The 23,643-nt window shown below is 45.0% G+C and carries 21 protein-coding genes and 1 tRNA gene; 4 read left to right on the top strand and 18 right to left on the bottom strand.

Annotated elements, in window-relative coordinates:
• Window positions 1–10: 10 nt before the first annotated feature.
• The 5 genes from HFE01_RS14390 to HFE01_RS14370 all read right to left on the bottom strand — a co-directional run bounded on the left by HFE01_RS14390 (window position 11) and on the right by HFE01_RS14370 (window position 5,575).
• Window positions 11–895 (bottom strand): dienelactone hydrolase family protein, encoded by an 885-nt coding sequence (locus HFE01_RS14390; RefSeq protein ID WP_107733318.1) that lies wholly within the window; start codon window positions 893–895, stop codon window positions 11–13.
• A 24-nt stretch (window positions 896–919) separates the two neighbouring features.
• On the bottom strand, window positions 920–2,281 hold the full coding sequence (locus tag HFE01_RS14385) for a glycoside hydrolase family 28 protein (protein WP_025365332.1): 1,362 nt from the start codon (window positions 2,279–2,281) through the stop codon (window positions 920–922).
• Between the two features lie 134 nt (window positions 2,282–2,415).
• On the bottom strand, window positions 2,416–3,936 hold the full coding sequence (locus HFE01_RS14380; protein ID WP_167438383.1) for an extracellular solute-binding protein: 1,521 nt from the start codon (window positions 3,934–3,936) through the stop codon (window positions 2,416–2,418).
• A gap of 28 nt (window positions 3,937–3,964) precedes the next feature.
• Window positions 3,965–4,588 (bottom strand): YesL family protein, encoded by a 624-nt coding sequence (locus HFE01_RS14375; RefSeq protein WP_126666827.1) that lies wholly within the window; start codon window positions 4,586–4,588, stop codon window positions 3,965–3,967.
• Between the two features lie 21 nt (window positions 4,589–4,609).
• The gene (locus HFE01_RS14370; RefSeq protein WP_013371980.1) at window positions 4,610–5,575 is read right to left on the bottom strand and encodes an ABC transporter permease; all 966 of its coding nucleotides are present in this window, start codon (window positions 5,573–5,575) and stop codon (window positions 4,610–4,612) included.
• Between the two features lie 269 nt (window positions 5,576–5,844).
• On the opposite strand from HFE01_RS14370, the gene HFE01_RS14365 reads away from it, so the two are divergent.
• A complete protein-coding gene (locus HFE01_RS14365; protein ID WP_013371981.1) occupies window positions 5,845–6,744 on the top strand; it encodes a carbohydrate ABC transporter permease in 900 nt (299 codons plus the stop codon).
• Here the strand turns inward: HFE01_RS14365 and HFE01_RS14360 are convergent.
• Window positions 6,741–8,999, bottom strand: coding sequence for a helix-turn-helix transcriptional regulator (locus tag HFE01_RS14360; RefSeq protein ID WP_167438384.1), 2,259 nt, complete (start codon window positions 8,997–8,999; stop codon window positions 6,741–6,743). The genes HFE01_RS14365 and HFE01_RS14360 overlap by 4 nt on opposite strands.
• A gap of 165 nt (window positions 9,000–9,164) precedes the next feature.
• Between HFE01_RS14360 and HFE01_RS14355 the strand changes: the two genes are divergently transcribed.
• Both HFE01_RS14355 and HFE01_RS14350 read left to right on the top strand, forming a co-directional pair.
• Window positions 9,165–10,661 (top strand): GDSL-type esterase/lipase family protein, encoded by a 1,497-nt coding sequence (locus HFE01_RS14355; protein ID WP_167438385.1) that lies wholly within the window; start codon window positions 9,165–9,167, stop codon window positions 10,659–10,661.
• A 288-nt stretch (window positions 10,662–10,949) separates the two neighbouring features.
• Window positions 10,950–11,282 carry a hypothetical protein gene (locus HFE01_RS14350; protein WP_107733314.1) on the top strand — a complete coding sequence of 111 codons (333 nt, stop codon included), beginning with the start codon at window positions 10,950–10,952 and terminating at the stop codon, window positions 11,280–11,282.
• A gap of 102 nt (window positions 11,283–11,384) precedes the next feature.
• Here HFE01_RS14350 and HFE01_RS26965 read toward each other — a convergent pair whose 3' ends face one another.
• The 11 genes from HFE01_RS26965 to pyrR form a co-directional block, all read right to left on the bottom strand.
• Window positions 11,385–12,143, bottom strand: a complete 759-nt coding sequence (locus HFE01_RS26965; RefSeq protein WP_181955929.1) for a fibronectin type III domain-containing protein — start codon at window positions 12,141–12,143, stop codon at window positions 11,385–11,387.
• A gap of 135 nt (window positions 12,144–12,278) precedes the next feature.
• The gene (locus HFE01_RS14340) at window positions 12,279–12,488 is read right to left on the bottom strand and encodes a hypothetical protein (RefSeq protein WP_167438386.1); all 210 of its coding nucleotides are present in this window, start codon (window positions 12,486–12,488) and stop codon (window positions 12,279–12,281) included.
• A 389-nt stretch (window positions 12,489–12,877) separates the two neighbouring features.
• Window positions 12,878–12,951: transfer RNA gene (locus tag HFE01_RS14335), tRNA-Ile, on the bottom strand.
• A 123-nt stretch (window positions 12,952–13,074) separates the two neighbouring features.
• A complete protein-coding gene (locus HFE01_RS14330) occupies window positions 13,075–13,239 on the bottom strand; it encodes a hypothetical protein (RefSeq protein ID WP_010345444.1) in 165 nt (54 codons plus the stop codon).
• A 148-nt stretch (window positions 13,240–13,387) separates the two neighbouring features.
• Window positions 13,388–14,029: an orotate phosphoribosyltransferase gene (gene pyrE, locus HFE01_RS14325; protein ID WP_107733313.1), complete on the bottom strand. Its 642-nt coding sequence runs from the start codon at window positions 14,027–14,029 to the stop codon at window positions 13,388–13,390.
• Window positions 14,026–14,820 carry an orotidine-5'-phosphate decarboxylase gene (pyrF, locus tag HFE01_RS14320; protein WP_107733312.1) on the bottom strand — a complete coding sequence of 265 codons (795 nt, stop codon included), beginning with the start codon at window positions 14,818–14,820 and terminating at the stop codon, window positions 14,026–14,028. Before pyrF ends, pyrE begins: the two co-directional genes overlap by 4 nt.
• A gap of 66 nt (window positions 14,821–14,886) precedes the next feature.
• Complete coding sequence (gene carB, locus HFE01_RS14315; RefSeq protein WP_107733311.1) at window positions 14,887–18,102, bottom strand: carbamoyl-phosphate synthase large subunit; 3,216 nt, start codon at window positions 18,100–18,102, stop codon at window positions 14,887–14,889.
• A 1-nt stretch (window position 18,103) separates the two neighbouring features.
• A complete protein-coding gene (gene carA, locus HFE01_RS14310) occupies window positions 18,104–19,240 on the bottom strand; it encodes a glutamine-hydrolyzing carbamoyl-phosphate synthase small subunit (protein ID WP_016821526.1) in 1,137 nt (378 codons plus the stop codon).
• A 61-nt stretch (window positions 19,241–19,301) separates the two neighbouring features.
• Window positions 19,302–20,624, bottom strand: coding sequence for a dihydroorotase (locus HFE01_RS14305; protein ID WP_107733310.1), 1,323 nt, complete (start codon window positions 20,622–20,624; stop codon window positions 19,302–19,304).
• Window positions 20,625–20,684: 60 nt separating this feature from the next.
• Window positions 20,685–21,599, bottom strand: a complete 915-nt coding sequence (locus HFE01_RS14300; RefSeq protein WP_016821528.1) for an aspartate carbamoyltransferase catalytic subunit — start codon at window positions 21,597–21,599, stop codon at window positions 20,685–20,687.
• A 2-nt stretch (window positions 21,600–21,601) separates the two neighbouring features.
• Entirely contained in the window at window positions 21,602–22,162 is a 561-nt protein-coding gene (pyrR, locus tag HFE01_RS14295) for a bifunctional pyr operon transcriptional regulator/uracil phosphoribosyltransferase PyrR (RefSeq protein WP_016821529.1), read from the bottom strand.
• A 43-nt stretch (window positions 22,163–22,205) separates the two neighbouring features.
• Between pyrR and HFE01_RS27615 the strand changes: the two genes are divergently transcribed.
• Window positions 22,206–22,334, top strand: coding sequence for a hypothetical protein (locus HFE01_RS27615; protein ID WP_269800357.1), 129 nt, complete (start codon window positions 22,206–22,208; stop codon window positions 22,332–22,334).
• A gap of 337 nt (window positions 22,335–22,671) precedes the next feature.
• Here HFE01_RS27615 and HFE01_RS14290 read toward each other — a convergent pair whose 3' ends face one another.
• Complete coding sequence (locus tag HFE01_RS14290) at window positions 22,672–23,643, bottom strand: RluA family pseudouridine synthase (RefSeq protein ID WP_107733309.1); 972 nt, start codon at window positions 23,641–23,643, stop codon at window positions 22,672–22,674.

Below are 23,643 nucleotides of genomic sequence, written 5' to 3'. Positions count from 1 at the left end.
TTCATTTGATTTACAAGTGTTCAGCTAAAAATGACTGCCAAGCCGTTCGCATTTCCAATGTCTCCATATGGCCACCGCCCGCAATCACAGGCTGCCAATGCTCAGGGTGACCTGCTTTCTGATAAGCTTCCAACAAACCCTTGGCCAAATGCTCGACTCCTTCTATAGGACACATCCGATCATTTTGACCTGTTATACTCATCCGTGGACGAGGTGCGATCCGCTTTTGAATATCCAGCGTGGTGAAATGCTTCAACAAGCCGGGGACATAGGAATAGAAGCCATGATGATCCAATCCCCTTTTAGCGATCAGCGTATGGGCATCTACCTGTCCGCAGATATCCACCGTGACCTGTATTCGTTCATCTAAAGCAGCCATCCACCATGCCATAAGTCCACCCATCGACATACCGATCGTTGCGATACGGGAAGCATCAATGTCCTCACGCTGGCACATATAATCTACCAAACGACGGTTATCATACAGCATCATGCCCCACAGCACCTGACCCTGCCAGAGCATTTCTTTTACCAGCTCGCTCTCGGTTTTGCCTCCACGCTCATTGAAGCCCCACATGTCGATACAGCACACGCAATACCCCATGTCTGTCAGAACTGTAGCAAACGAGGGCTGCTGTAGGTAAGAACTGCTATGAAGCAGTTCCTTACGTCCATTCGTATAGTTGCCCCCATGCGAATGGTTAAATACGACCAATGGGAACGGACCGTCCCCTTGTAAGGGTGTAGCTACATAAGCGGGTACAGACTCGATCCCGTTCAAGTCCAGCAGGAGACACTCCAGTCGATAACCCTCCCGCTCTTCTTGATTCAGTAGAGTCGCCGTTATAGGGCGATCTGCCGGAAGGTCTCCCAACAATGCTTGCAACTTATCCACGTTTTATGCTCCTTTCATCCCCTCCTATTTCACAACATTTTGTTCAGAAGGTTGTATCGTTACTTGTTCTATCAGCTTTTCAGGCTGAGCTGTATTCTTCGAATGACAACGATTGATTTCAACATCTTCCCCATTTTCAATGTAAAAGGCAGGACCTTCATGATTTTCAATCGTAACCTGTTGAAAACGAATATCCCTCACATTACCTAGATAAAAACCACGGTTATTCATATCTTCAATCCCTGTCATCATGGCCGGACGACCGGGAATCGCATTTTTAGCCATAGATATATCAATATTGGAAAATGTAATTTCAGCAATATATTGTTCTGCAAGTCCGTATAAGAAACCAGCCGCCGCATGAACCTGACGTGCCGTGATATTGGAAAAATGGATTCTTCTAAAGCACGGAGTTTCATCAGTAATTGGATAGGGATTTTTATCCCACACATATTTGTCCTTGCCCCGAGGTCCGCAGAAATAATACAGGTTTAGAATAAATGGACAAATGACCTCCTCCATCACAATGTTGCTGATACGAATATCCTCGATGATTCCACCGCGTCCCCGTCTTGATTTCAGACGTATGCCCCGATCCGTTTGCTTGAACACGCAATTGCTGATCGTAACATTACGAATATCTCCGCTCATTTCGCTTCCCAGTACGACAGCACCATGACCATGCACCATTGTACAGTTGGTAATCGTAATATTTTCACAAGGAATCCGCTCATGGGTATCTTCGGTTCCTGCTTTGATCGCAATACAATCATCGCCTACATCAATATTGCAGTTGCTAATACGAACATTGGAACAGGATTCGGGATTAATACCATCCGTATTGGGAGAGTCGGCCGGGTTAAGAATGGACAAATTGTCAATCGTAACGTTATAGCAAGCAATGGGGTTTACAGTCCAACTGGGGGAATTTTTTAACATAAGATCTTTAATGGTCACCCGTTGACAGCGGTCAAAGCTGATTAATTTGGGTCTTGGATACTGCAGCTCTTCAGGGTGATTCCGATGCTTTTCCCACCACGGTTGACCATTTCCATCCAGTGTTCCGCTGCCTGTAATCGAAATATTCTCAAGATTCTCTCCATAAATGCACGATGCATGTACTTCCCGCTGAACGCCTTCCCATCTGGATTCTACTACAGGGTAATCTGCCAGTTCCGTACTGAAGGAAAGAATTGCGCCGGGGCTTAAATGCAGCTCAATGTTACTTTTCAGAATAATAGCACCCGTCAGGTATGTTCCAGACGGAACAAAAACGGTGCCTCCACCAGCATTACTTGCTGCTTCAATGGCAGCCGCAATCGCCTCTGTCGCCATCGTCGTACCATCCTGAACTGCTCCATAATCTACAATGTTATATAATTGCATTTCGTTCTCTCCTGTCTTTATTTTTTGTGAATAAAACGCAGTAGGCGGAATGGTGCTGGACAAGTGTCAGCGATGTTAAGCACCATCCGCCTGCATAGTGACAATTCATGTACACTAATGTTCAGCCTATATCTTTATTTTTTCGTTTTCTTATACGCTTCTTCATACTCAGTGGTAATTCGTGCTCCGCCTGACTTTTTCCAGTTTTCTACAGCTGCTTTAAATCCGGCTTCATCAATTTCACCCATAATAAATTTGAAGGAGGCGTCGGTAATGATTTTCTCCAGCTCTGTTCCTTGTTCATTAGCGGTGGCTGAATCCAGTGGCACTGTCGGGTCCAGAACAGCAAATTTATTATTTTCTCGCACTAATTCATTAGCCATTTCCTTTTCCGGATTGGCATCCTTTAAGTTATAGGTCACTTCACTTGGTCTGGAGCTTGAAAATGGCTGAACGTCTGCTTGCCACAAATCTGTATTCGTAATTTTAAAGGAACCATCCTTTTCGATTTTATAATGAGTACCTTCAATACCACCGGTCATGTACATATATACATCTTTGTCAATTAAATCATCTACAAATTGCAGCAGTCTCTTCAACTCAGCTTCTGTCTTTACTTCAGATTTCGGAAATGCCAGCAAGCCTCCTACCCCGCTTCCTTCAGACCATACGTGATATTGGCCATCTCCATTCGAAATCTTGTTAACAGGTACCAGCTTCAGCCCTTTTTGTAAGCCTTGAGACAAGGTTCTAAGGTTAGAGATATCAATCATGCCTGTATAAATCCCTGCTTTACCTTGTGCAAATTGTTGTTGCTGGTCCGTTTTAGCGGTTACGGCAAAGTCTTTGGAGAGGTATCCGTTTTTGTATAATTTATTAGAATACTTTAAGGTCTCCAAATATTGAGGAGTATCAAATTCCGGCGTAAACTTTCCGTTTTCATCTACTTTCCAGCCATTAGGTGTACCAAAATAGGAACTTAACGTTTTGAAACTGCTGTAGCGCAGATCCGATCTGTCAACAAACCCAGTCGTATCATTTTTTCCATTGCCATCCGGATCATCTTCTGTAAACGCTCTCGCAACTTCATACAACTCATCCAGTGTGGTCGGCACCTTCAGTCCTAAGCGATCGAGCCAATCCTGACGAATGACCAAACCCGCCCGAGCCAGATTCTTCTGGAACGGAACACCATATAGCACCCCTTCAATGGAAGCGGCTTCGCGCACTTCAGGCGGGATCTTTTTCAAATTCTCATAATCATCCAAGTATTTGCCTACATCCCAGAATAGTCCTGATTTCAATGAACTACGCACTGAAGAATTTGTCATCATCGTCAAAGTCACCATGTCTGCCAATTCACCAGAAGCCAGTGCGGTGGTAATTCTCTCTTCCTTGGAAGCATCCGGTACCCAGTTGAACGTAATTTTGGAATTGGTGTATTCTTCGATTTTACTTTTAATCGTTTCTGTAGGCGGAGAGGCTGTATGCAATACGTTTAGCCAGGTAAATTCCAGTTTAGATTTAGGATCGTAGGTTTGACTGCCTTGATCTTCAGTTCCCTTGTCACCACAAGCAGCTAGAAAAACACTCATGACCATAAGTGCGGCAAGAAGACCTGACACTCCCTTTTTCATCTTGATTCCTTTTTTCATCGTGTTTGCTCCTTTTTGGTTTGTATATTCATACCATATCTTCCTCTTTCACCAGAACCTCTCGCTCTATTTTGCTGAATACCTGATGCGTCATCCACATCACGAGATAACCGATGATGCTCGCTCCGGCAAAAGTTAGAATTCCTGGGTACAAGCCTAGAATCAATGCATAAAGCACGACTATGGCTACAAAAAGAACAAGTGTATATTGTAAATACGAAAAACCAATCACGATCGACATCTTGATCTTCAGCTTGATTCCTTTCCAATCATAGTGAGCCAGCAACGGAAAAATGTATGCCAAAGAGATAAGATACAAAAAGGCACCCATCAGTGTCACCACACGAATATACCAGGATGAGACGTTGACGATATCCACGTAGAGCACGTAACCCACAAGGCTGTAAAGCCCGCCAATGATGGCTGCTTCTTTAAAGCTTTCTTTAAAGTAACGTACAAACGTCGAGAAAATGGCGACTTCCTCATTGCCCCGAATCCACTGCCTTAAAATGCTAAGCATAGCAACGGTTGCAGGCCCAACACCTATAAAACCCAAGCCCAGGATCGTCGCAATGGTCCACAGCAAGTTAAGGTAGACCAGGCGTAGCAGGCGCATGCACCATTTGTTCATGTTTTCTACAAACCGTACCATTTTGCATCCTTCCCGTCGTCATTAGTAAACGCCGTCTTCACCAAATTTCTTAGCGAGTCGATTGGAGAGCATAATCAGAATTAAACCTACTACACCTTTAAAAAGTCCTACTGTCGTACTGAAACTTAATTGTCCATTCTTTAAACCCGCAGTATAAATATAGGTGTCAAAGATTTCAGCAACCTCGCGGTTTAATGAATTCAATAGCAGATACATATGCTCAAAGCCCAAATCCAGCGTGCTACCAATTTTCAAAATTAACAATGTAATAATAACCGGGCGGATCGCTGGCAACGTCACGTGCCATGTCTTTCGCAAACGTCCAGCGCCGTCCATTTCTGCTGCCTCATACAATTGCGTATCCACCACTGTAATTGCAGATAAATAAATGATGGTAGACCAGCCGAGTTCCTTCCAAATCACTTGCCCGATATATACCGTTCGCAGCCACTGCGGAGATGTTAAGAAGCTGATCTTCTCACCGCCCAGCGCGGCAATCATTTCATTCAGTACACCGCCGTCCACTGTCAGGAAAACATAAGAAATCGAAACAATGATAACCCATGACATAAAGTGCGGAATGTAGATAATGGTTTGAATAATGTTTTTGAAAAACATCTTCCTAACCTCATTCAGCATGAGCGCCAATATGATGGGCAACGGAAAAAAGATTACAATATTCAGTGCAAATAAAATCAGCGTATTGCGAAGCAGCATAAAAAACGTAGGCTCAGTAAACAAACGAATAAAATGCTTCATTCCTACCCATGGACTGCCTGTGATTCCCTGAAATGCTTGATAATCCTGAAATGCAATTACCAATCCCCCCATAGGGAAGTACTTGAAGATAATGAAGTACACCAATCCGGGTAAAACCATCAGATAGAGCAGCTTGTGTTTCTGCATTCGTAAAAGGCTTTCCGTCGTTCTTTTGTTCTTCTTCATTTTCATCTTCATGTTTGGTGCGGGGACACTTGAAACTTTCATTAGTTCGACCTCCTTCAAACGTTCCTGTATACGCTTTCAAGAGTACGTTATTTTCGGCATTCCGCATATAATCATCAAATGATAGCGTTTACAAAAGTAGGCCAACAGCCTACTTTATAGCCTCTTCACCTTAGCTAATGATTACTACACAACTTAATGATCATCCTCTTTATTCCACGCTTAGAGAACACCTCAAGATTTGATTATATACGGAATTCTTTCCTCTTGATAAGGTTTACATGTAAACGATTACAAGGAGGTCAACCACATTGGAACAACCATTACTCAAACCAAAATTACGAAAAAAAGAATCACTGGGCAGTCGTATTTTCAACATTGTAAACAGTACACTTTTGATTCTCATCGCCCTCACTTGTCTCTTGCCTTTTTTGAATATCATCGCCAGCTCATTTGCCTCAACTGAGGAAGTAGTGGCCAAGAAGTTTATTTTATTCCCTGTTACTTTTTCTCTGGATGCTTATCGCTATATCCTATCCACTCCAACGATATTTAGAGGACTTGGGGTTTCGGTCGGAGTAACGATCGTGGGTACAGTTGTAAGTATGATTTTTACCGCTTTTATGGCTTATGGATTATCCCGGAAATATCTGCTTGGCCGCAATACGATTAACTTCATTGTCGTGTTCTCTATGTTGTTTAGCGGGGGGATGATTCCGACATTCCTCGTTGTCAAAAGCATGGGGCTGATCAATTCGTATTGGTCCTTGATTTTGCCCGTAGCCATTAATGCATTTAACCTGATTATCATGCGTAACTTTTTTCAGGCGTTGCCGGATGATTTGGAGGAATCGGCCAAGATGGACGGGTGCAACGATTTTGGTATCTTCTTTAAAATTATGTTGCCATTAGCCCTGCCTTCTATTGCAACTATTTCTTTATTCTACGCTGTTGCCTACTGGAATACGTATATGCACGCTATTCTCTATATCAATGACTCTGCCAAATGGCCAATTCAAGTCTTACTTCGCCAAATTGTTATCGTCTCCAGTGGTATGCAGGCAGAAGGAACCGCGGTAGATGTCATCCCGCCTGCGCAGACGATTAAGATGGCGGTCATTGTTATAGCGACCGTTCCAATGTTAATCGTGTATCCATTTGTGCAAAAGCACTTTGTCAAAGGAGCTTTGCTGGGGGCGGTTAAAGGTTAATTGGCTTGCTTCATCTTTCGATAAGCCCCTGGTGTAACCTGTTCTTTTTTCCGAAAAGAGCGGATGAAGTTTTGCGAATTATGATATTGCAGTCGCTCGGCGATTTCTTTAATCGTCATATCTGTCTCAACGAGCCACTTCTTGCTCATTTGCAGGCGATAGCCCATCAGATATTCGCTAAACGTTGTACCGTATTCTTTTTTGAAAATACTGCTTAAATAATTCGGATTGTAATGCAGTCGATCTCCAATGAGTTCTAATGATAATTCCTGGTCATATTCAGCACGGATAATCGCGGCAATTTTCTCTGAGAGACAGCGGAATTGCTGGTTGGTCTTCTCCTTCATGCTTTTTACCATGGGGAAAATAACCTGTTCTAACAGCATGCGTTCTATCTCCTCCGGGTTACGGATATCCAGCAAACGGTGATACAAGGCATGATTGTCTTGCGTCAGTAGCACTTCAATCCCTAATAGCTGCTCTAATTGGATGAGGTTATTTACAAATCGTACCAATAGCACTTCAAAGTTCATGGAATGATTGTTCTTTGTCATCATTTCTGCCAATAAAGAGTGCACGGTATGATATACCTGCTCTTCATCCCCTATGCGAATGGCATCAAACAGTTTCGATTCCAATTCCGCAGGATAATGAAGCAGTACCGGACCTGAAATGACCATGGAAATATCCTCATAAAAAATAATCGACTCTTTACCTAGATTTAAACGGTGATGTAATGCTTGCTTGCTCATCTCACAAGCTTCTTTGCTTTCTAACAAGTTATCATACGCTGTGCTAATACCGATGCTGATGGATACATTCAAATACTCTTTTACATGCTGAATCAAAAGGGTCGCATGATCCAGCACTTGCTTTCTCATTTCCTGTGCACTCTTACCTGCCAAAATTAAAATGGTAGCCTGAGTGTTATCGTTCAAAATGATCGGAAGCATACGCAGCTGCTCTGGAATCGTTTCTTCTACGATTTTGTTAATAGCCAGCAGTAAAATATCTTTATCCGAAGGTTCTCGATCTCCCAGATTATCCAGTTGAACTAACAAGGTAATATACATTTGATTCTCGATCTGCGGGTAGCCCAGACGTGGCATTTTTCGTGCCAATTCCTCTGCGGAAACACGTTTGCGAAACAGGTTGAGAATCAATTGCGTTTCCAACTGTGGCATTTCGGACTGAATGAGACTTTCCAAGCTTTCCTTCTCTGTTACAATGTTGTCGATGGAATTAATAATCCACTCAATTTCATTTTTAGAAGATTCATTTTTGAAAGCGAAATTAGGATTTTTCGGTAAGCTGCGTTTTATTTGCTGGAATGGCTTGGTAAAGTAAATGGCAATGATGTATGCCACCACCACCATTAAAAGTGTTAATACAAGGCCCATCATGATAATCCCAAATTTGGTCGTTTGAAACGCGTTTGCAATCTCTTTTTTATCTAATACCGTTAAGTAAGTCCAATTGTTGTAAGCAGATTTAGCATAAATGATTTGCCGCGCCGGCTGATGCTCCGTTTTCTCCAATGTCAGCATGCCCGTGTTGTTTGATTCAGTAACCTCTGAAATGTGCTGAAGCTGCTGAGTAGACAATAAGGGAGTAGCAGGCTCAGTTTCGTACATTAAGTCGCCTTTTTTATTCAAAATAAACACAGGCATATGATCCTCTGTTTGAATGGTATGGCTTAACGTCTGCGACGAAATATCAGATAGCGCGATGGCCTGTTTCTTTTTGGAAAACACAGGCAAGGTATTCACAAAACGGATTCCTTTATCTGTTTTAATCCAGAATAGTCCCTTATCCTGGTGGTCGATATAGGTACTAATCAGCTTTTCTCGTTCCGTTTTCGTCAAATAAGACAGGCTTCCATTGGAGATTCTCCAATTCTGATTTAGACTTATTAGTGAATACTCGGTTCCTTCTAATCCCATCGTAGCAATATAATTGAGCTGGGTATTTACATTCCGATACGCTACAAAATCTTTTTCTGTAATGGGATTTTTGACAACTTCATTAAAGGAACTGGTCGTGCTATACGTATTAAAAGCGTATTCAATCGTTTGAATTTTCTGTTCCAGGCTATTTCTGATCTGCGCCATGTAGCTTTGCTTGGTATTGGAAACTCTCTCCACAACGGAGCTAATTGTTGTAAAATAGATATAGCTGCCAAAGCTGGCCACCAATCCTATTCCCAAAACCAGAATCGTAATAAAAATAGTGTAGAACATTCTTCCTTTTTTCATTGCGCTCCCCCTTTGGTCCTTGGTATCACACCAAATTATAGCGCTTTCATAACAAGGTTTAAATCATTTTTTTCACGTGTGCATTATTTTTTACATCCGTATCATTCCAATTTAAGTTGATTTTATTTGGTTTGCGGCAGTTAAAAAGAAATTTGGAGGTCTCTTATGTTACATGTCGTTAGTTCTAAAGAACAGATTGTAAAAGAAGAATTTCCGTTGGACACTTCCTTTCTCTCCCTCTATCCCGTAGCGGTCCGAGATGCTCGTCCATTTGTATTGGTGTTACCTGGCGGTGGCTACGAGCATTTGGCCTCACATGAAGGAGAGCCAATCGCCCGGTGGTTGAATGATCTAGGTATTCATGCGGGCGTGCTGGAGTATCAGGTCGGTGATTTCGAGATTACCTCCTTGCTGGAGGATGTAGAACATGCCCTGCAATGGATTCGCCAAACACCGCATGACTGGCTAGTGATCCCTGATCAAGTGGGTCTCATCGGTTTTTCAGCAGGCGGTCACCTGGCCTCCATTGTCTCCACGATCGGAGCGGAAAAACCAAATCTTCTAATGTTGGGATACCCTGTCATTTCATTTCATGACCCTTATACGCATCTTGGAAGCCGTACGCACTTTTTAGGGGAACAGCCGACCCTGGAGCAGCTTCAAGCCTTTTCATCCGATCGGCAAGTGACTGCACAGACACCTCCGACTTTTATGTGGACAACGGCCAATGATGGCGCTGTACCGGTAGAAAATAGCCTGTTGTTCGCTTTCTCATTATCCAGAGAGCGTATTCCGTTTGAACTGCATATATTTGAGGAAGGACGACACGGCTTGGGACTATCCGAGGACAACCTTGAATGCAGACAATGGCTCGACCTGGCGGAAAAATGGCTACAAAAACATGGATATGCGCAGGCAAGACAACAGATGACAACTCGACTGTTTATCGCAGGGGACTCTACTGCAGCTCAAAAAGGAGCAACCGAAAAACCGATGACAGGCTGGGGCGAACATTTGCAAGCTCATTTGGACTCTACTGTTCATGTGGATAATCGTGCCGTCAACGGACGAAGCACCAAATCTTTTATAGCAGAAGGGCGATTAACTGATATTGAAAAAGATATTCAAGCTGGCGATTATCTGTTTATTCAATTTGGACACAATGATGAGAAAAAAGAAGATCCCATGCGCTACACCGATCCTGATGGAGAGTACCGTCTAAACTTAATTCAATACATTCAGTCCGCTCGGGAACGTGGCGGAATTCCAGTGCTGTTAACCTCTGTAAGCCGCCGCCGCTTTACCGCAAACGGTGAACCTGATCCGCTGGCCGTAGGAGCCTATCCCGCTGCCATGAGACAAGTAGCCAAGGAAACCCAGACACCGTTGCTCGATATTTTCGAAGCATCACAGCAGCTTTATCGTTCCATGGGCGAAAAAGAGTCCCAGCTTCTATTTATGCATTTGCCTGAAAAAACGCACCCTAATTACCCAGCTGGTGTAGCCGATAATACCCATTTTTCTGACGAAGGCGCAAGGAAGATCGCCCAGTTGGTGGCGGAAGCGATTCGTCAAAGTACGGAACTGTCTGCATTAAAACACCTTATGGTTCAAAGGAACCTGGACAGCAGTGAGAGGCTTGCGCACCAACTCATCAACTGATATTAAGTGCCATACATGCACATACGAAAAACGGATCTCGGACGAATCACTCCGACGTCCGTTTTTATTTTGTGTTATGCAAAGATGGCCCAGCTATAGAGAATAGCTCAAAAATACAGTATATTAAATGAGTTTCTTTAATTGTCATATTTTAATTATTTTGTATCTTATAGGACTTTAGAATCGTTTTATTGTATTATTTTTACAATATTTGTCGAATGAAGTGAAAGCAACCATTTTACATGGTATATTTTAGGAACTCCTATCATACATAAGGAGGATTTTTTTATGAATACTAAGAAAATATTATTATCAACAGCTATGTCTTTGGGACTCATTGGGGGTATTATTATCCCTAGCGCGTCCGCAGCAGTAGGCCCTTCTCCAGAAATTACACCTGTTGTACAAGTAAACGGAGTATCCTACAGAACGGCTACGTTGCCACGTAATTATTCTTATGCGTTGTCAAATTACCCTGGAGATACTTATAAAGTGGCGAGCGGAAATGTCACCGTCTCCGCTTCCGGCGTAGTAACCACCACCACTGCAACGAATGCAAGAGTTGAGATTTACGCCGGTAACGGTAAATTGAGAATGGTGTATACCGTTAAGGTAAACTAACTATTTAGCTGACAAAGGCCTTGGCACACTTGGTCAATGATTAGCAAGAATATCATTGCATTTTCTGAAAAATCCCCTGCCATTATTGCAGGGGATTTCAATTTATTTAGAGTATTCACTTACTTCAAATGTGAGAATCTTATCAAAGATTACATAATCCTTTCGACTGCTGAATGGACCTTTGTTGTTATTGTGTTTATCGATTTTATAATATGATTGACCACGGCCGGCATCTTTTGCATCATACCACGCTATAAAGTTGTTAACTTCTTTCATACTTAAATCAAATTCCTTCTCAAAGCCATTGGTCATAGTTACTACAAGAATTGCTCGATCACCTGTCGGTTGAGCTGGCTCAGATGGTTCAGGATTAGGTTGAGATGGATTTTCGGTATCGGAATCTGTTTGCTTTTCTCCTTGTGGAGTAGCTGAAACCTCTTTAGAAAATTCACTTTCGCCATTATTACTTACTGCTGTAACTACGTAATAGTATGTTGTTCCATTGACCACAGATGTATCAGAATACGATGGAGTTTTGACGTTGGAAGCAATTGTATCATACGGTCCTGCAGAAGTAGTGCTTCGTTTTATAGTATATTCTGTTTTATCGGGGCTTGCTGTCCAGCTTAAATCTACCTTGGCGTCTCCTGCCTTTGCAGATAGATTTGAAGGAGCACTGATTTTAGGATTTACTAAATATCCAGTCTCGTTGATATCTAAAGCATCAAATTCGAACAGATTATAAACGTTTGAGTTGCTTGCACTTACTTCTACGGAATGTAATTTATTTTCTAAGTTCCTTTTTTCAAATAAAAGGGTAGTCACTTGTGCTTGACCATTTGCTGAGTAACTATAATTCACACCATCAATATTTACTTGAATAGATGTTTGTCTATCTCCGCCTCTATAACTAATTAATCTTAGATCCGTACCCCAAAATTGAAATTTAACAGTATGTAGAGATGAATTAAGTGTAAACTTTTCACTTCCTCCAGATTAGCTCCCCGCAGTTGGCGTTTGCCATCCATTTCCTTCAAAGATGAAACCAGGAGCAAGCTCTTCATATCGTTGCCACCCACTCTCTGGAGTAGGTAATGCCTGACCAACTGATGCTGCTGCATACGTTCTTAAATTTGAAAATACGATTAGTAAAAACAATGATGCGCTGAGCAATATAAAAGTTTTCTTAATGAGATTCTTTTTCATAAATATTCCCCCAGTAATCTATCTCTTGTACAGACACTAAGGTAACATGTTCTTCAAAAATTATCTAAACATAAACTTACTGACTTATAAATATTATCTATATATTAGAATAAATATTTTTTATTGGATACTAATAACGATAAGACTCAGTAAAATAGGAAACAGTTTTAATAACCTACATAAGCTAGAACGAAGTTACATAAGGTCTAGGTCCCATTAAAGAAAGGTGTAAATTTTAGAGTACTTATCTATTTAAAATGTCAGAATCCGATAAAGAAAGCACCATGACCAAAAGGTAAGCAATTAAGTTTAAGCAACTACTCTCCATTCTCTTATAATACAGAAAAAACAACAAAAAAACCCTTGCTAAGCAAGGGTTTTTGAGGAAATGGGCCCTGAGGGACTCGAACCCCCGACCAATCGGTTATGAGCCGACCGCTCTAACCAACTGAGCTAAGGGCCCTCAAAAAAATATGTATATTCACGCTACATATTCGTAACAGCAACGTTAATTAATATACAACATTTTCTTGTGTTTCGTCAATAGTTTTTAGAAATTTTCTTTTTAAAAATTATTTTTGTAAACCTATGGAATAAATCGGACACCATAACGACCTTTGCGCGAGCGGTACACCTCCACTGCGCGGGGATCATTGTAGCCGTACATCCAGCCGTCGTGCTCCAGCCTTTTTGCCAAACACCCTGCCTGAAATTTAGTCGTGTACAGTCTGCCATAGTAAACCCAATACATCCGAACTCCCTCTTTTCACATGTATAGTAGGAGTTAGTGTAACCGGATCGAATTCGATTTACACAGCTTGATTTCTAACAATTTGCACTGGATGGCAATGAGTCTGTGGCGCACTACTTATTGGCTCCGTTGTCTCTAGTACTCAGCCTTATTTGCCAAAAGAAGCCGGGTCCTGACGCCAGGAACGCAGAAGTTCCATTTCTTCCTGCTGAATGGTTCCCTCACGCAAAGCAACCTCCATCAAGGCGGTGTAATTAGACAAGGTTTGCAGCTTCACACCTGCTTCTTCAAAAGCTTGAGTAGCTTTGTCCAGCTGGTAGCTGAAAATAGCCAGTACAGCTAACGGCTGAGCGCCTGCTTGCTCTACAGCCTGTGCTGCTTTAATGGAGCTTCCCCCGGTAGAGATGAGGTCTTCGATAACCATAACCTTTTGTCCGGCGCTAATGCGGCCTTCGATTTGGTTTTCCTTCCCGTGTCCTTTAGCTTTGTCTCTGACATAAGCCATTGGCAGATTTAGCTTTTGTGCCACCCAAGCGGCATGAGGAATCCCTGCTGTGGCTGTGCCGGCAATAACCTCGGTTTCAGGGTATTGTTCACGGATAAGAGCCGCAAAAGAGTCTGCGATTAGTTCACGCACCTCCGGGTAGGACATGGTCAGGCGATTGTCACAGTAGATAGGGGATTTAATACCGGATGTCCATGTAAAAGGTTGCTGTGGACGCAGTGCCACCGCCTGAATGCGTAACAGATGGGATGCAACTTGTTCTGGGATATTGTTTAATGTAGTCATACTTGTATCATCTCCTCAATAATATGTTTTGCTGCGGCGCGTGGGTCTGGTGCCGCCGTGATCGGCCGTCCAACGACAATGTAGCTGCTGCCTTGGGCAATGGCTTGTCCGGGTGTAAGCACACGCGACTGATCACCTGTAGCGCTGCCTGCCGGGCGTATGCCAGGGGTTATGGTTTTAAAGTCCGCTCCGCATACCGCACGAATTGCAGGCACTTCTAATGGGGATGCGACCACACCGTCCAGTCCAGCCTCACGCGTCAATTGTGCATAACGAACGACAGCATCCTGTACTGTGCCAGGAATGCCTAACTCCGTATTCATAGTTGTTTGATCCGTGCTGGTCAGCTGTGTAACTGCAATAATGAGCGGCATGGCAAGTGAGCTGTCTGCTGAAATCGCTGCTTCAGCTCCGGCTCTGGCGGCCGACATCATACTGCGGCCTCCAGCAGCGTGTACGTTAAACATATCCACCCCTAGACGGGTAATGCTCTCTGCCCCTCCCCGTACCGTGTTAGGGATATCGTGCATTTTCAAATCCAGAAATACGGAGTATCCTCTTGATTTTAATTGTTCTACAAAAGCTGGCCCTGCGCTATAAAACAGCTGCATACCCACTTTTATATAACAAGGAATTCCCTCCAGCTGCCGAATTAACTGCTCAGCCTGTTGTGCATCCGGGTAATCTAGCGCAACCATCAGCCGTCCTGCCATCTGCTGAAATGCTTCGTTCACCGTTCTACCGCCCCTTTTCACATCAATTCGGGTATATTTGCCCGTGATAAAGGACATCCGTCAGCAAATGCTGATGAATGTCCTTCCCATTACCACTTATTTTGCTTATCTATTCATAACGCGTTAGTTGCTCAGAACTGGCATCGATTCGGATGTGAAGTTAATCGTCTCCAGCATTTTTAACAGAGCGCGCACTGTATCCAGCGAGGTCATGCAGACAATGCCGTTTTCAACTGCTTCGCGGCGGATGCGGAATCCATCACGCTCTGGCGTTTTGCCTTTGGTGAGCGTGTTGAAGACAAAGTTGGCTTCACCTGTACGGATCATATCCAGAATATTCGGATTGCCCTCACTTAGCTTGTTAACAGTGTTCACTGGAATGTTAGCCTGTTCCAAGGCTGCTGCCGTTCCACCTGTAGCAATTATTTTGTAGCCTAATCTATAAAAGCCCTGCATCAGCTCGACCGCTTCTTCCTTATCCTTATCCGCTACTGTGATGATGATCGCCCCAGTAGATGGAATTTTCATACCTGCGCCTACGAGTCCTTTGTACAATGCTTTCGCATACTGGATATCGCGTCCCATAACTTCACCTGTAGATTTCATTTCAGGCCCCAGTGTTGGCTCTACACGACGCAGCTTGGCAAAGGAGAATACAGGAACCTTAACCGAGACATAATTACTTTCAGGCCATAGTCCTTCTGTGTAGCCTGCATCTTTGAGCTTACCGCCCAAAATGGCCTGTGTCGCCAGGTTAGCCATCGGAATATTCGTTACTTTGCTTAGGAAAGGAACCGTCCGTGAGGAACGAGGGTTAACTTCGATGACATACACCTCATCTTGATGAATGACGAACTGAATGTTTACCAGACCAATCGTTTTCAATTCCTTGGCGATGCTGATCGTAATGTCCACGACTTTTTGCTTCAGCTCGTCAGACAAGTGTTGTGGCGGATACACTGCGATCGAGTCACCTGAGTGAACCCCTGCCCGTTCCACATGTTCCATAATCCCTGGTACTAGGACCGTTTCGCCGTCACAGATGGCGTCAACCTCAACTTCTTTGCCCAGCATATAACGGTCGATGAGCACAGGATGTTCCGGATTGATTTTAACCGCTTCTTCCATGTACCGCAGCAATTCCGTATCTGAGTACACAATTTCCATAGCGCGTCCGCCCAGGACATAGGATGGACGTACCAGAACTGGGTACCCCAATGCTTGGGCAGTTCCTACCGCTTCATCTACCGACGTGACCGTATTGCCTTTAGGCTGGGCGATAGCAAGGCGAGACAGCAGCTTTTCGAACTTTTTCCGGTCTTCTGCTTCATCGATACTTTCCAGACTCGTACCCAAAATATTCACGCCTGCCGCACTAAGTGGTGCTGCGAGGTTAATCGCCGTTTGACCACCGAACTGAACGATGACGCCAATCGGTTTTTCCTGCTCGATGACATTCATTACATCTTCGAAGAAAAGTGGCTCAAAGTAGAGACGGTCAGACGTGTTGAAGTCTGTAGAGACGGTCTCTGGATTGTTATTAATAATTACCGCTTCGTAACCCGCTTTTTGAATAGCCCATACCGCATGTACGGTGGAGTAGTCAAATTCAATCCCTTGACCGATCCGAATTGGTCCTGAGCCGAGTACGATGACTTTCTCTTTGTTGGATGGAATCACTTCGTTTTCCACCTCATAAGAGGAGTAGTAGTACGGAGTTGTGGCTTCAAACTCGGCCGCGCACGTATCTACCATTTTGTAAACAGGACGCAGGTTTTGATTTAGACGGAATTCACGAACCTCGGGTTCGGTTGTCATACTCTTGCGTTGACCCATACTGCGAATCTCGGCAATGGAGCGGTCAGTAAATCCTTTTCGTTTGGCCTGATAGAGTGTTTCATAAGTCAACTCAGACTCTTCTGCGATAGTGGATTCAAATTTGACAATTCCCTCTACCTTGTCGAGGAACCACCAATCAATTTTAGTTATATCCTGAATATCTTGTTGCTTCCAGCCGCGACGGAATGCCTCGGCTACCAAGAACAAGCGTTCATCATCTGCTTTACTCAGACGATCCTTAAGCACCTCATCAGATAGTTGATCGGCACCCTTTAGATGCAGGCGATGTACACCAATTTCCAGAGAACGAACCGCTTTATGGATTGACTCTTCAAATGTACGTCCGATGGCCATGACTTCACCGGTTGCTTTCATTTGTGTGCCAAGTTTGCGGTTGGCAGAAATGAACTTGTCAAATGGCCAGCGTGGTATTTTACTCACGATGTAATCCAATGTCGGCTCAAAGCAAGCATACGTTTGTCCCGTTACCGGATTCACAATTTCATCCAGTGTGTAGCCTAGTGCAATTTTGGCCGCCATTTTGGCAATCGGATATCCGGTCGCCTTGGAAGCCAGTGCCGAGGAACGGCTCACCCGTGGGTTGACCTCAATCACGTAGTATTGATAGCTGTGCGGATCCAGTGCAAACTGTACATTACAGCCGCCTTCGATATTGAGGGCGCGGATAATTTTGAGAGAAGCGGAGCGCAGCATCTGATACTCACGATCTGACAGCGTCTGGCTCGGCGCTACGACGATACTGTCACCAGTGTGCACGCCGACCGGATCGAAGTTTTCCATATTGCAGACCACGATACAGTTGTCATTACCGTCACGCATGACTTCATATTCGACTTCCTTCATACCTGCGATACTTTTTTCCACTAAGCATTGTCCGATTGGACTGTAACGCAAGCCAGAGCTTACTGTTTCACGCAATTCTTCTTCTGTGGCGCAGATCCCACCGCCTGTACCTCCCAGCGTATAAGCCGGGCGAACGATAATGGGATAACCGATTTCGTTAGCAAATTCCAGCGATTCTTCCAATGTCGTTACAATTACACTCTCCGGCACGGGCTGTTCCAACTCACGCATCAGGTCGCGGAACAAGTCCCGGTCTTCGGCTTTTTCAATTGAATTCAGTTGAGTTCCCAGCAGCTTAACGTTTTCGCGCTCCAATACCCCTGCGCGAGCCAGTTCCACTGCCATATTCAGACCTGTCTGTCCTCCCAGTGTAGGAAGTAGACCATCTGGACGCTCCTGACGGATAATCTGTGTTACAAAATCCAGTGTAATCGGCTCGATATATACTTTGTCTGCCATATTGGTGTCTGTCATGATGGTTGCCGGGTTACTGTTAATCAGTACTACCTCGACGCCTTCTTCTTTGAGCGCTTGACAAGCTTGTGTACCAGCGTAATCGAATTCTGCTGCCTGACCAATAACGATAGGGCCGGAACCGATCACGAGTATTTTTTTAAGTTCTGTATTTTTCGGCATATTAGCGCTCTCCTCTCACTGCGGCGGCGATAGCAGCCTGACGCGGTTGCTTTGGTTGATTTCTTTTGTGTTCACGAATCATATCCAGAAAGCGGTCAAACAGGTAGCCATTATCGTAAGGGCCAGGTGCAGCCTCTGGGTGATATTGCACCGAAAACGCAGGATATTTAGTATGTTTAAGACCCTCGATCGTTTTATCGTTGTTATTAATATGCGTCACTTCAAGCTCAGTTCCTTGGATCGAATCCTCATTCACTGTGTACCCGTGATTTTGTGATGTAATGAAGCAACGGCCGCTCTCCAGTTCTTTTACCGGATGGTTACCACCGCGATGTCCAAATTTCAGCTTTTCCGTATCCGCTCCCGAAGCTAAGGCAAACAACTGGTGTCCCAAGCAAATCCCGAAAATAGGGTATTCTCCTAGCAGTTCAGCCACCGTACGGACAGCATGTGGTACGTCTTTCGGATCTCCAGGACCGTTGGACAGCTGTATACCGTCTGGATCTAAGCGACGAATTTCTTCGGCCGTCGTATCATGCGGAACGACAACCACATCGCAGTCCCGTTTATTCAGTTCGCGCAGGATGCCGCTCTTGGCACCATAGTCAATCAATACGATCCGTTCTCCGTTGCCAGGGCTGCTGTACGGATGAGGTGTAGAAGTCAAAGGAACCTGATTGCGCAGTTCTTCTATGGTCATGTCGGACATCATTTCTTTTAGTTCTTCCACCGGCTGGGAACCAGTCGTCAAAATGCCCTTCATTGTGCCGTGATGGCGAATAATCCGAGTGAGCATGCGGGTGTCGATGTCGCTAATGCCAATGATGCCATATTCCTTCAGCAAATCGCCCACGCTGTATTGAGCACGCCAGTTACTTGGCGCCGGCTCGTAATGTCGAACAGCAAAGCCATGAACATAAGGCCGTACCGATTCAAAATCATCACGAGTAATTCCATAATTACCAATCAGCGGGTAAGTCATGGTTACGATTTGTCCGCAATAAGAGGGATCCGTCAGCACCTCTTGATAGCCTGTAATCCCTGTGTTGAAAACGACTTCGCCTGTTTTTTCACCTTCCGCACCAAATGATGTGCCTGTAAACAGCGTGCCGTCCTGAAGTAACAATCTTGCCTGCATCCCGTCTCACTCCTCTATATTGTTTCCTGCTATAAGGTTCTATTTTTTAAGTAGTTGTGTATTATTGCGCTTCGTCAGCAGACCATACCAGTTTGCCATCTACCCAAGTTTTCACTGGCCAGCCTTTGAGCTTCCAGCCTGTAAAAGGAGTGTTGCGCCCTTTGCTGGCAAACGTTTGTGGATCAACTGCCTGCTCCTGCTCCAGATCAATCATGGTCAGGTCAGCGGGTGCTCCCTCTTCCAGACGTCCTGTATCAAGGCGGAAGACACGCGCTGGGTCAGTCGTCATACGGCGCACCAGAAAGTCCAGCGTCCATTTCCCAGTAGCTACGAATTTGGTGTACAGCAGTGGAAAGGCCGTTTCAAATCCGACGATTCCAAATGGCGCCAGCTCCAACCCTTTTGCCTTCTCTTCCTCGCTGTGTGCTGCATGGTCAGTTACGATGATATCAATCGTTCCGTCCTCCAGCCCCTCGATGCATGCCTGTACATCACGCGGGGAACGTAGTGGAGGATTCATTTTCCAGTTGGCATCCAGCCCAGGAATGTCCTCATCGGACAGTACCAAGTGATGCGGGCATACCTCAGCAGTGACTTTGATGCCAAAAGATTTTGCATGGCGAATCAACCGCACCGATTGCTCTGTGCTGACATGGCATACATGATAATGTGCCCCGGTTGCCTCGGATAGCAGGATGTCACGCCCAACATGGATCGCCTCGGATTCATTGGGGATACCTTTGAGTCCGTGACGCTTGGCAAATTCACCGTCCGTCACCGCTGCTCCTACAACAAGTGTGTTATCTTCACAATGTGCAATGACTGGCATATCCAGCGCTTTGGCTCGTGACATGGCATCTTTCATCATTTGCGCACTCTGCACTCCGACTCCGTCATCAGTAAAGCCGATTGCACCTGCTGCTTTGAGCGCTTCAAAATCCGTCAGTTCTCGTCCCAGTTCGTTTTTCGTGATGGCTGCGTAAGGAAGTACCTTGGCCAGCCCAGCCTCTTGCCCCTTTTTCAGCACCAGCTGAACCGTGTCTACATTGTCCGTAACCGGACGTGTGTTCGGCATGCAGGCAATCGTGGTAAATCCACCTTTCACCGCAGCGCGGCTACCTGTTTCAATGGTTTCTTTATATTCAAAGCCAGGTTCTCTCAGATGCACATGCATGTCGATTAGACCGGGGATGACCAGTTTTCCCTGGGCGTCGATTTTTTCGACTTCGAGCTCTTGCCCAGATGCCCCTTCTTCCACAAGTAGGCTAACACCGGCATCCGCATTGGCGATAGCTAAAATTTTTCCGTCGGCAATTAGGATGGATTTCAATTCAGCCTCGCCCTGCTCGTTCAATACGCTTGCATTCATAATTAATTGTTTCATCTGAAATATTCCTCCGCTCAGGTTTTTTGCAACTTTTTCCTACGATCCTGCTGACAGCTTCTACAGCTTCATTGCCCGTTCCATAACCGCCATGCGGATCGGAACCCCGTTGGCCATTTGCGGAAAAATTCGCGATTGCTCGCTTTCCACAACTGCACTGTCGATCTCCACGTTTCGATTCACTGGAGCCGGGTGCATGATAATTGTTCCGGACTTAAGGCTTGCTGCTCTTTCTTCTGTCAAACCGTACTGCTCTCGGTACTCATCCGCTGAGCGCAACATTCCTTCGGCATGCCGTTCCAGCTGGACCCGCAGCATCATGACTACGTCTGCCTGCAATGCTTCTTGCATCGGCACATAAGGCGCGTACGTTGCAAGATCAGATGCCTGCATATTGTCTGGTGCACAGAAGCTAACCTCGGCTCCGAATTTTTGCAAGGCCCACAGATTCGAGCGAGCTACACGGCTGTGCAAAATGTCTCCTATGATGGATACTCTCAAGCCTTTAAGCTCACCGAAAGTTTTGCGCATGGTGTAGAGGTCTAGCAAAGCCTGCGTTGGATGTTCATTGTTGCCGTCTCCCGCATTAACCAGCGGAACACTGACCTTCTCAGCAAGCTCTTGTAGCACTCCGGCTGGCTTTAAGCGAATGACTCCAGCATCAATGCCCATGGATTCAAGCGTACGCACAGTATCGTAAATGGACTCCCCTTTTTCCACACTGGAAGCCGCAGCGGAAAAGTTCAAAACCTGAGCGCCGAGTCGCTTCTCCGCCATTTCAAAGGAAAAGCGTGTGCGTGTACTATTTTCAAAAAACATGTTGGCCGCGAAGCGTGACTGTAGGACTGGAATCAGTTTTTGCGGCTGTGATTCCCAATACTGAGCACGATCCAGAATCGACTCAATTTCATTTCGGCTAAGTTCTTTTAATCCGAGCAGGCTACGTTCTCTAAGTTGACTGGCTGTTGTGATCATACCTATTCCCCCCGGTTCTGAATGATCGTCACTTCGTCCTTACCGTCCGTCTCCTGAAGTGCAACTACGATTTCCTCAGATTTGGAGGTCGGGATGTTCTTGCCGATGTAATCCGGACGAATCGGAAGCTCACGGTGTCCGCGATCTGCTAGCACAGCCAGCTGGATCATTTGCGGTCGTCCGCAGTCCATCAATGCATCCATCGCCGCGCGAATAGTACGGCCTGTGTACAGCACATCGTCAAAGAGAATAACTTTCTTATCATGAACCGATACGTCAGCGGGATTCATCAAAAGCTCTTTTCCATTTCCTTTAGCCTCGGCAACGCTGCTCCGGTCATCCCGGTAGGCTGTGACATCTAGCTCTCCCCATGGAATTGGTGCGCCTTCAATTTCAGCAATTTTTTCAGCCAAGCGCTGCGCCAGATGAACTCCGCGTGTTCGAATACCTACGAGTACGCAATCGTCAATACCCTTGTTTTTCTCCAAAATTTCATGTGCAATCCGCGTTAATGCCCGACGAATCGCAATTTCATCCATCAGTACATGTGTTTCAATACTCATGCTTCCAGCCTCCTCAGGTGATGTTCCCTTCAGACCTGGTCCCGTGTTCGGATACAAAAAAGACTCCTTGCCCAAGTTTGGCAAGGAGTCTCGTATGAACAGTCTTCCACTGTTCTCCGATCTGTCGGACACACTGAAGACATACCGCCGCAGCGGATGCACTGATCAGTGATCCATTCACGTTACCTTGCCAGCCTCACGGGACTGATTTAAAGGTGCTATTCAGGATTTCCTTTGTCCTGTTTCTCATAGTGTGAGATGGTTAACCATCTCTCGGACAAAGTCCATCGCAACTACAAGAAGTATGACAGATTGAAAATCTCGTGTCAACACCCGTTCAACCGGAACCACCGGAAGCACTTTAATAATTATACATCCTCATTGTATAATTATCCATAGTTGTTTTTACCCATTCCTATTCAGACAATAAAAAAACCGCCATTTAGGCGGTTATACTTAATAATTTATTCAAGTTTTTGAATAGGAAAGCAGAGCAAATCATCATTATTTTAGCGACTACGCAAGGACGTTAATACGTCCTCCATATCAGGAGGGACCGGTCTGCTAAATTCTAAGTACTCTCCAGTAGTTGGATGCTTAAATCCCAGAACCGCTGCATGTAGCGCTTGGCCATCCATACGAACCCCTTTACTGCGTCCATACATAGGGTCGCCAACCAATGGATGTCCAATGAATTTCATGTGAACACGAATTTGGTGTGTCCGTCCTGTCTCCAATTGAAGTTCAAGCAGGGTATAATCACCTAACCGTTCAATGACGAGAAAATGGGTAACTGCATGCTTGCTGTTGCGTTCCGTAACCGTGAACAATTTACGGTCACCTGAATCACGACCAATCGGAGCATCTACGGTTCCCTGATCGTGACTCAAATGACCGTGGACCAATGCTATATATTTCCGAGTCACGCTATGATCCTTCAGCTGTGCTGCAAGTGATGCGTGGGCCTGATCATTTTTAGCTGCCATCAGCAGTCCTGATGTATCTTTATCAATACGGTGAACAATACCGGGACGTAATTCCCCGTTGATGCCGGAAAGGTCATGGCAGTGGTACATCAGTGCGTTGACCAGTGTTCCCGAGGAGTGTCCTGGTGCAGGATGCACAACTAGACCACGTTGCTTGTTAATGACAATAACGTCCGAATCCTCGTATACGACATCTAGCGGAATATTTTCCGGCATAATATCTACACTTTCTGGTTCAGGTACCGATAGTACGATATGATCTCCTTCAGCCAGCTTGTAGTTCGCTTTGACCGCCGCACCGTTCACCAGTACCCGACCATTCCCGATCCACAGCTGGATCTGGGAACGAGACACTTCCTTCATTTCTTCGGCGATGTATTTGTCTATACGTGTTTTGGCATCCCCTGAATCCGCTGTCCATTCCAGAGATTCACCCTCCAGTTCGTCCTCATAAGACAGACCTATGGCTTCGCCGTTTTCATTCACTTCGTTCAT

Source organism: Paenibacillus sp. EKM10P (assembly GCF_011800655.1).
Lineage (GTDB): Bacteria > Bacillota > Bacilli > Paenibacillales > Paenibacillaceae > Paenibacillus > Paenibacillus polymyxa.
Note: the sequence above shows the minus strand (reverse complement) of the source record. Positions and strands in the feature narration are given on the sequence as shown.

Coding starts and splice junctions, on each gene's coding strand:
- HFE01_RS14385 (WP_025365332.1), bottom strand. CDS start 2,281: ATGCAATTATATAACATTGTAGATTATGGAGCAGTTCAGGATGGTACG.
- HFE01_RS14380 (WP_167438383.1), bottom strand. CDS start 3,936: ATGAAAAAAGGAATCAAGATGAAAAAGGGAGTGTCAGGTCTTCTTGCC.
- HFE01_RS14375 (WP_126666827.1), bottom strand. CDS start 4,588: ATGGTACGGTTTGTAGAAAACATGAACAAATGGTGCATGCGCCTGCTA.
- HFE01_RS14370 (WP_013371980.1), bottom strand. CDS start 5,575: ATGAAAGTTTCAAGTGTCCCCGCACCAAACATGAAGATGAAAATGAAG.
- HFE01_RS14360 (WP_167438384.1), bottom strand. CDS start 8,999: ATGAAAAAAGGAAGAATGTTCTACACTATTTTTATTACGATTCTGGTT.
- HFE01_RS14355 (WP_167438385.1), top strand. CDS start 9,165: ATGTTACATGTCGTTAGTTCTAAAGAACAGATTGTAAAAGAAGAATTT.
- HFE01_RS14350 (WP_107733314.1), top strand. CDS start 10,950: ATGAATACTAAGAAAATATTATTATCAACAGCTATGTCTTTGGGACTC.
- HFE01_RS14340 (WP_167438386.1), bottom strand. CDS start 12,488: ATGAAAAAGAATCTCATTAAGAAAACTTTTATATTGCTCAGCGCATCA.
- HFE01_RS14330 (WP_010345444.1), bottom strand. CDS start 13,239: ATGTATTGGGTTTACTATGGCAGACTGTACACGACTAAATTTCAGGCA.
- pyrE (WP_107733313.1), bottom strand. CDS start 14,029: ATGACTACATTAAACAATATCCCAGAACAAGTTGCATCCCATCTGTTA.
- pyrF (WP_107733312.1), bottom strand. CDS start 14,820: ATGTCCTTTATCACGGGCAAATATACCCGAATTGATGTGAAAAGGGGC.
- carB (WP_107733311.1), bottom strand. CDS start 18,102: ATGCCGAAAAATACAGAACTTAAAAAAATACTCGTGATCGGTTCCGGC.
- carA (WP_016821526.1), bottom strand. CDS start 19,240: ATGCAGGCAAGATTGTTACTTCAGGACGGCACGCTGTTTACAGGCACA.
- HFE01_RS14305 (WP_107733310.1), bottom strand. CDS start 20,624: ATGAAACAATTAATTATGAATGCAAGCGTATTGAACGAGCAGGGCGAG.
- HFE01_RS14300 (WP_016821528.1), bottom strand. CDS start 21,599: ATGATCACAACAGCCAGTCAACTTAGAGAACGTAGCCTGCTCGGATTA.
- pyrR (WP_016821529.1), bottom strand. CDS start 22,162: ATGAGTATTGAAACACATGTACTGATGGATGAAATTGCGATTCGTCGG.
- HFE01_RS14290 (WP_107733309.1), bottom strand. CDS start 23,643: ATGAACGAAGTGAATGAAAACGGCGAAGCCATAGGTCTGTCTTATGAG.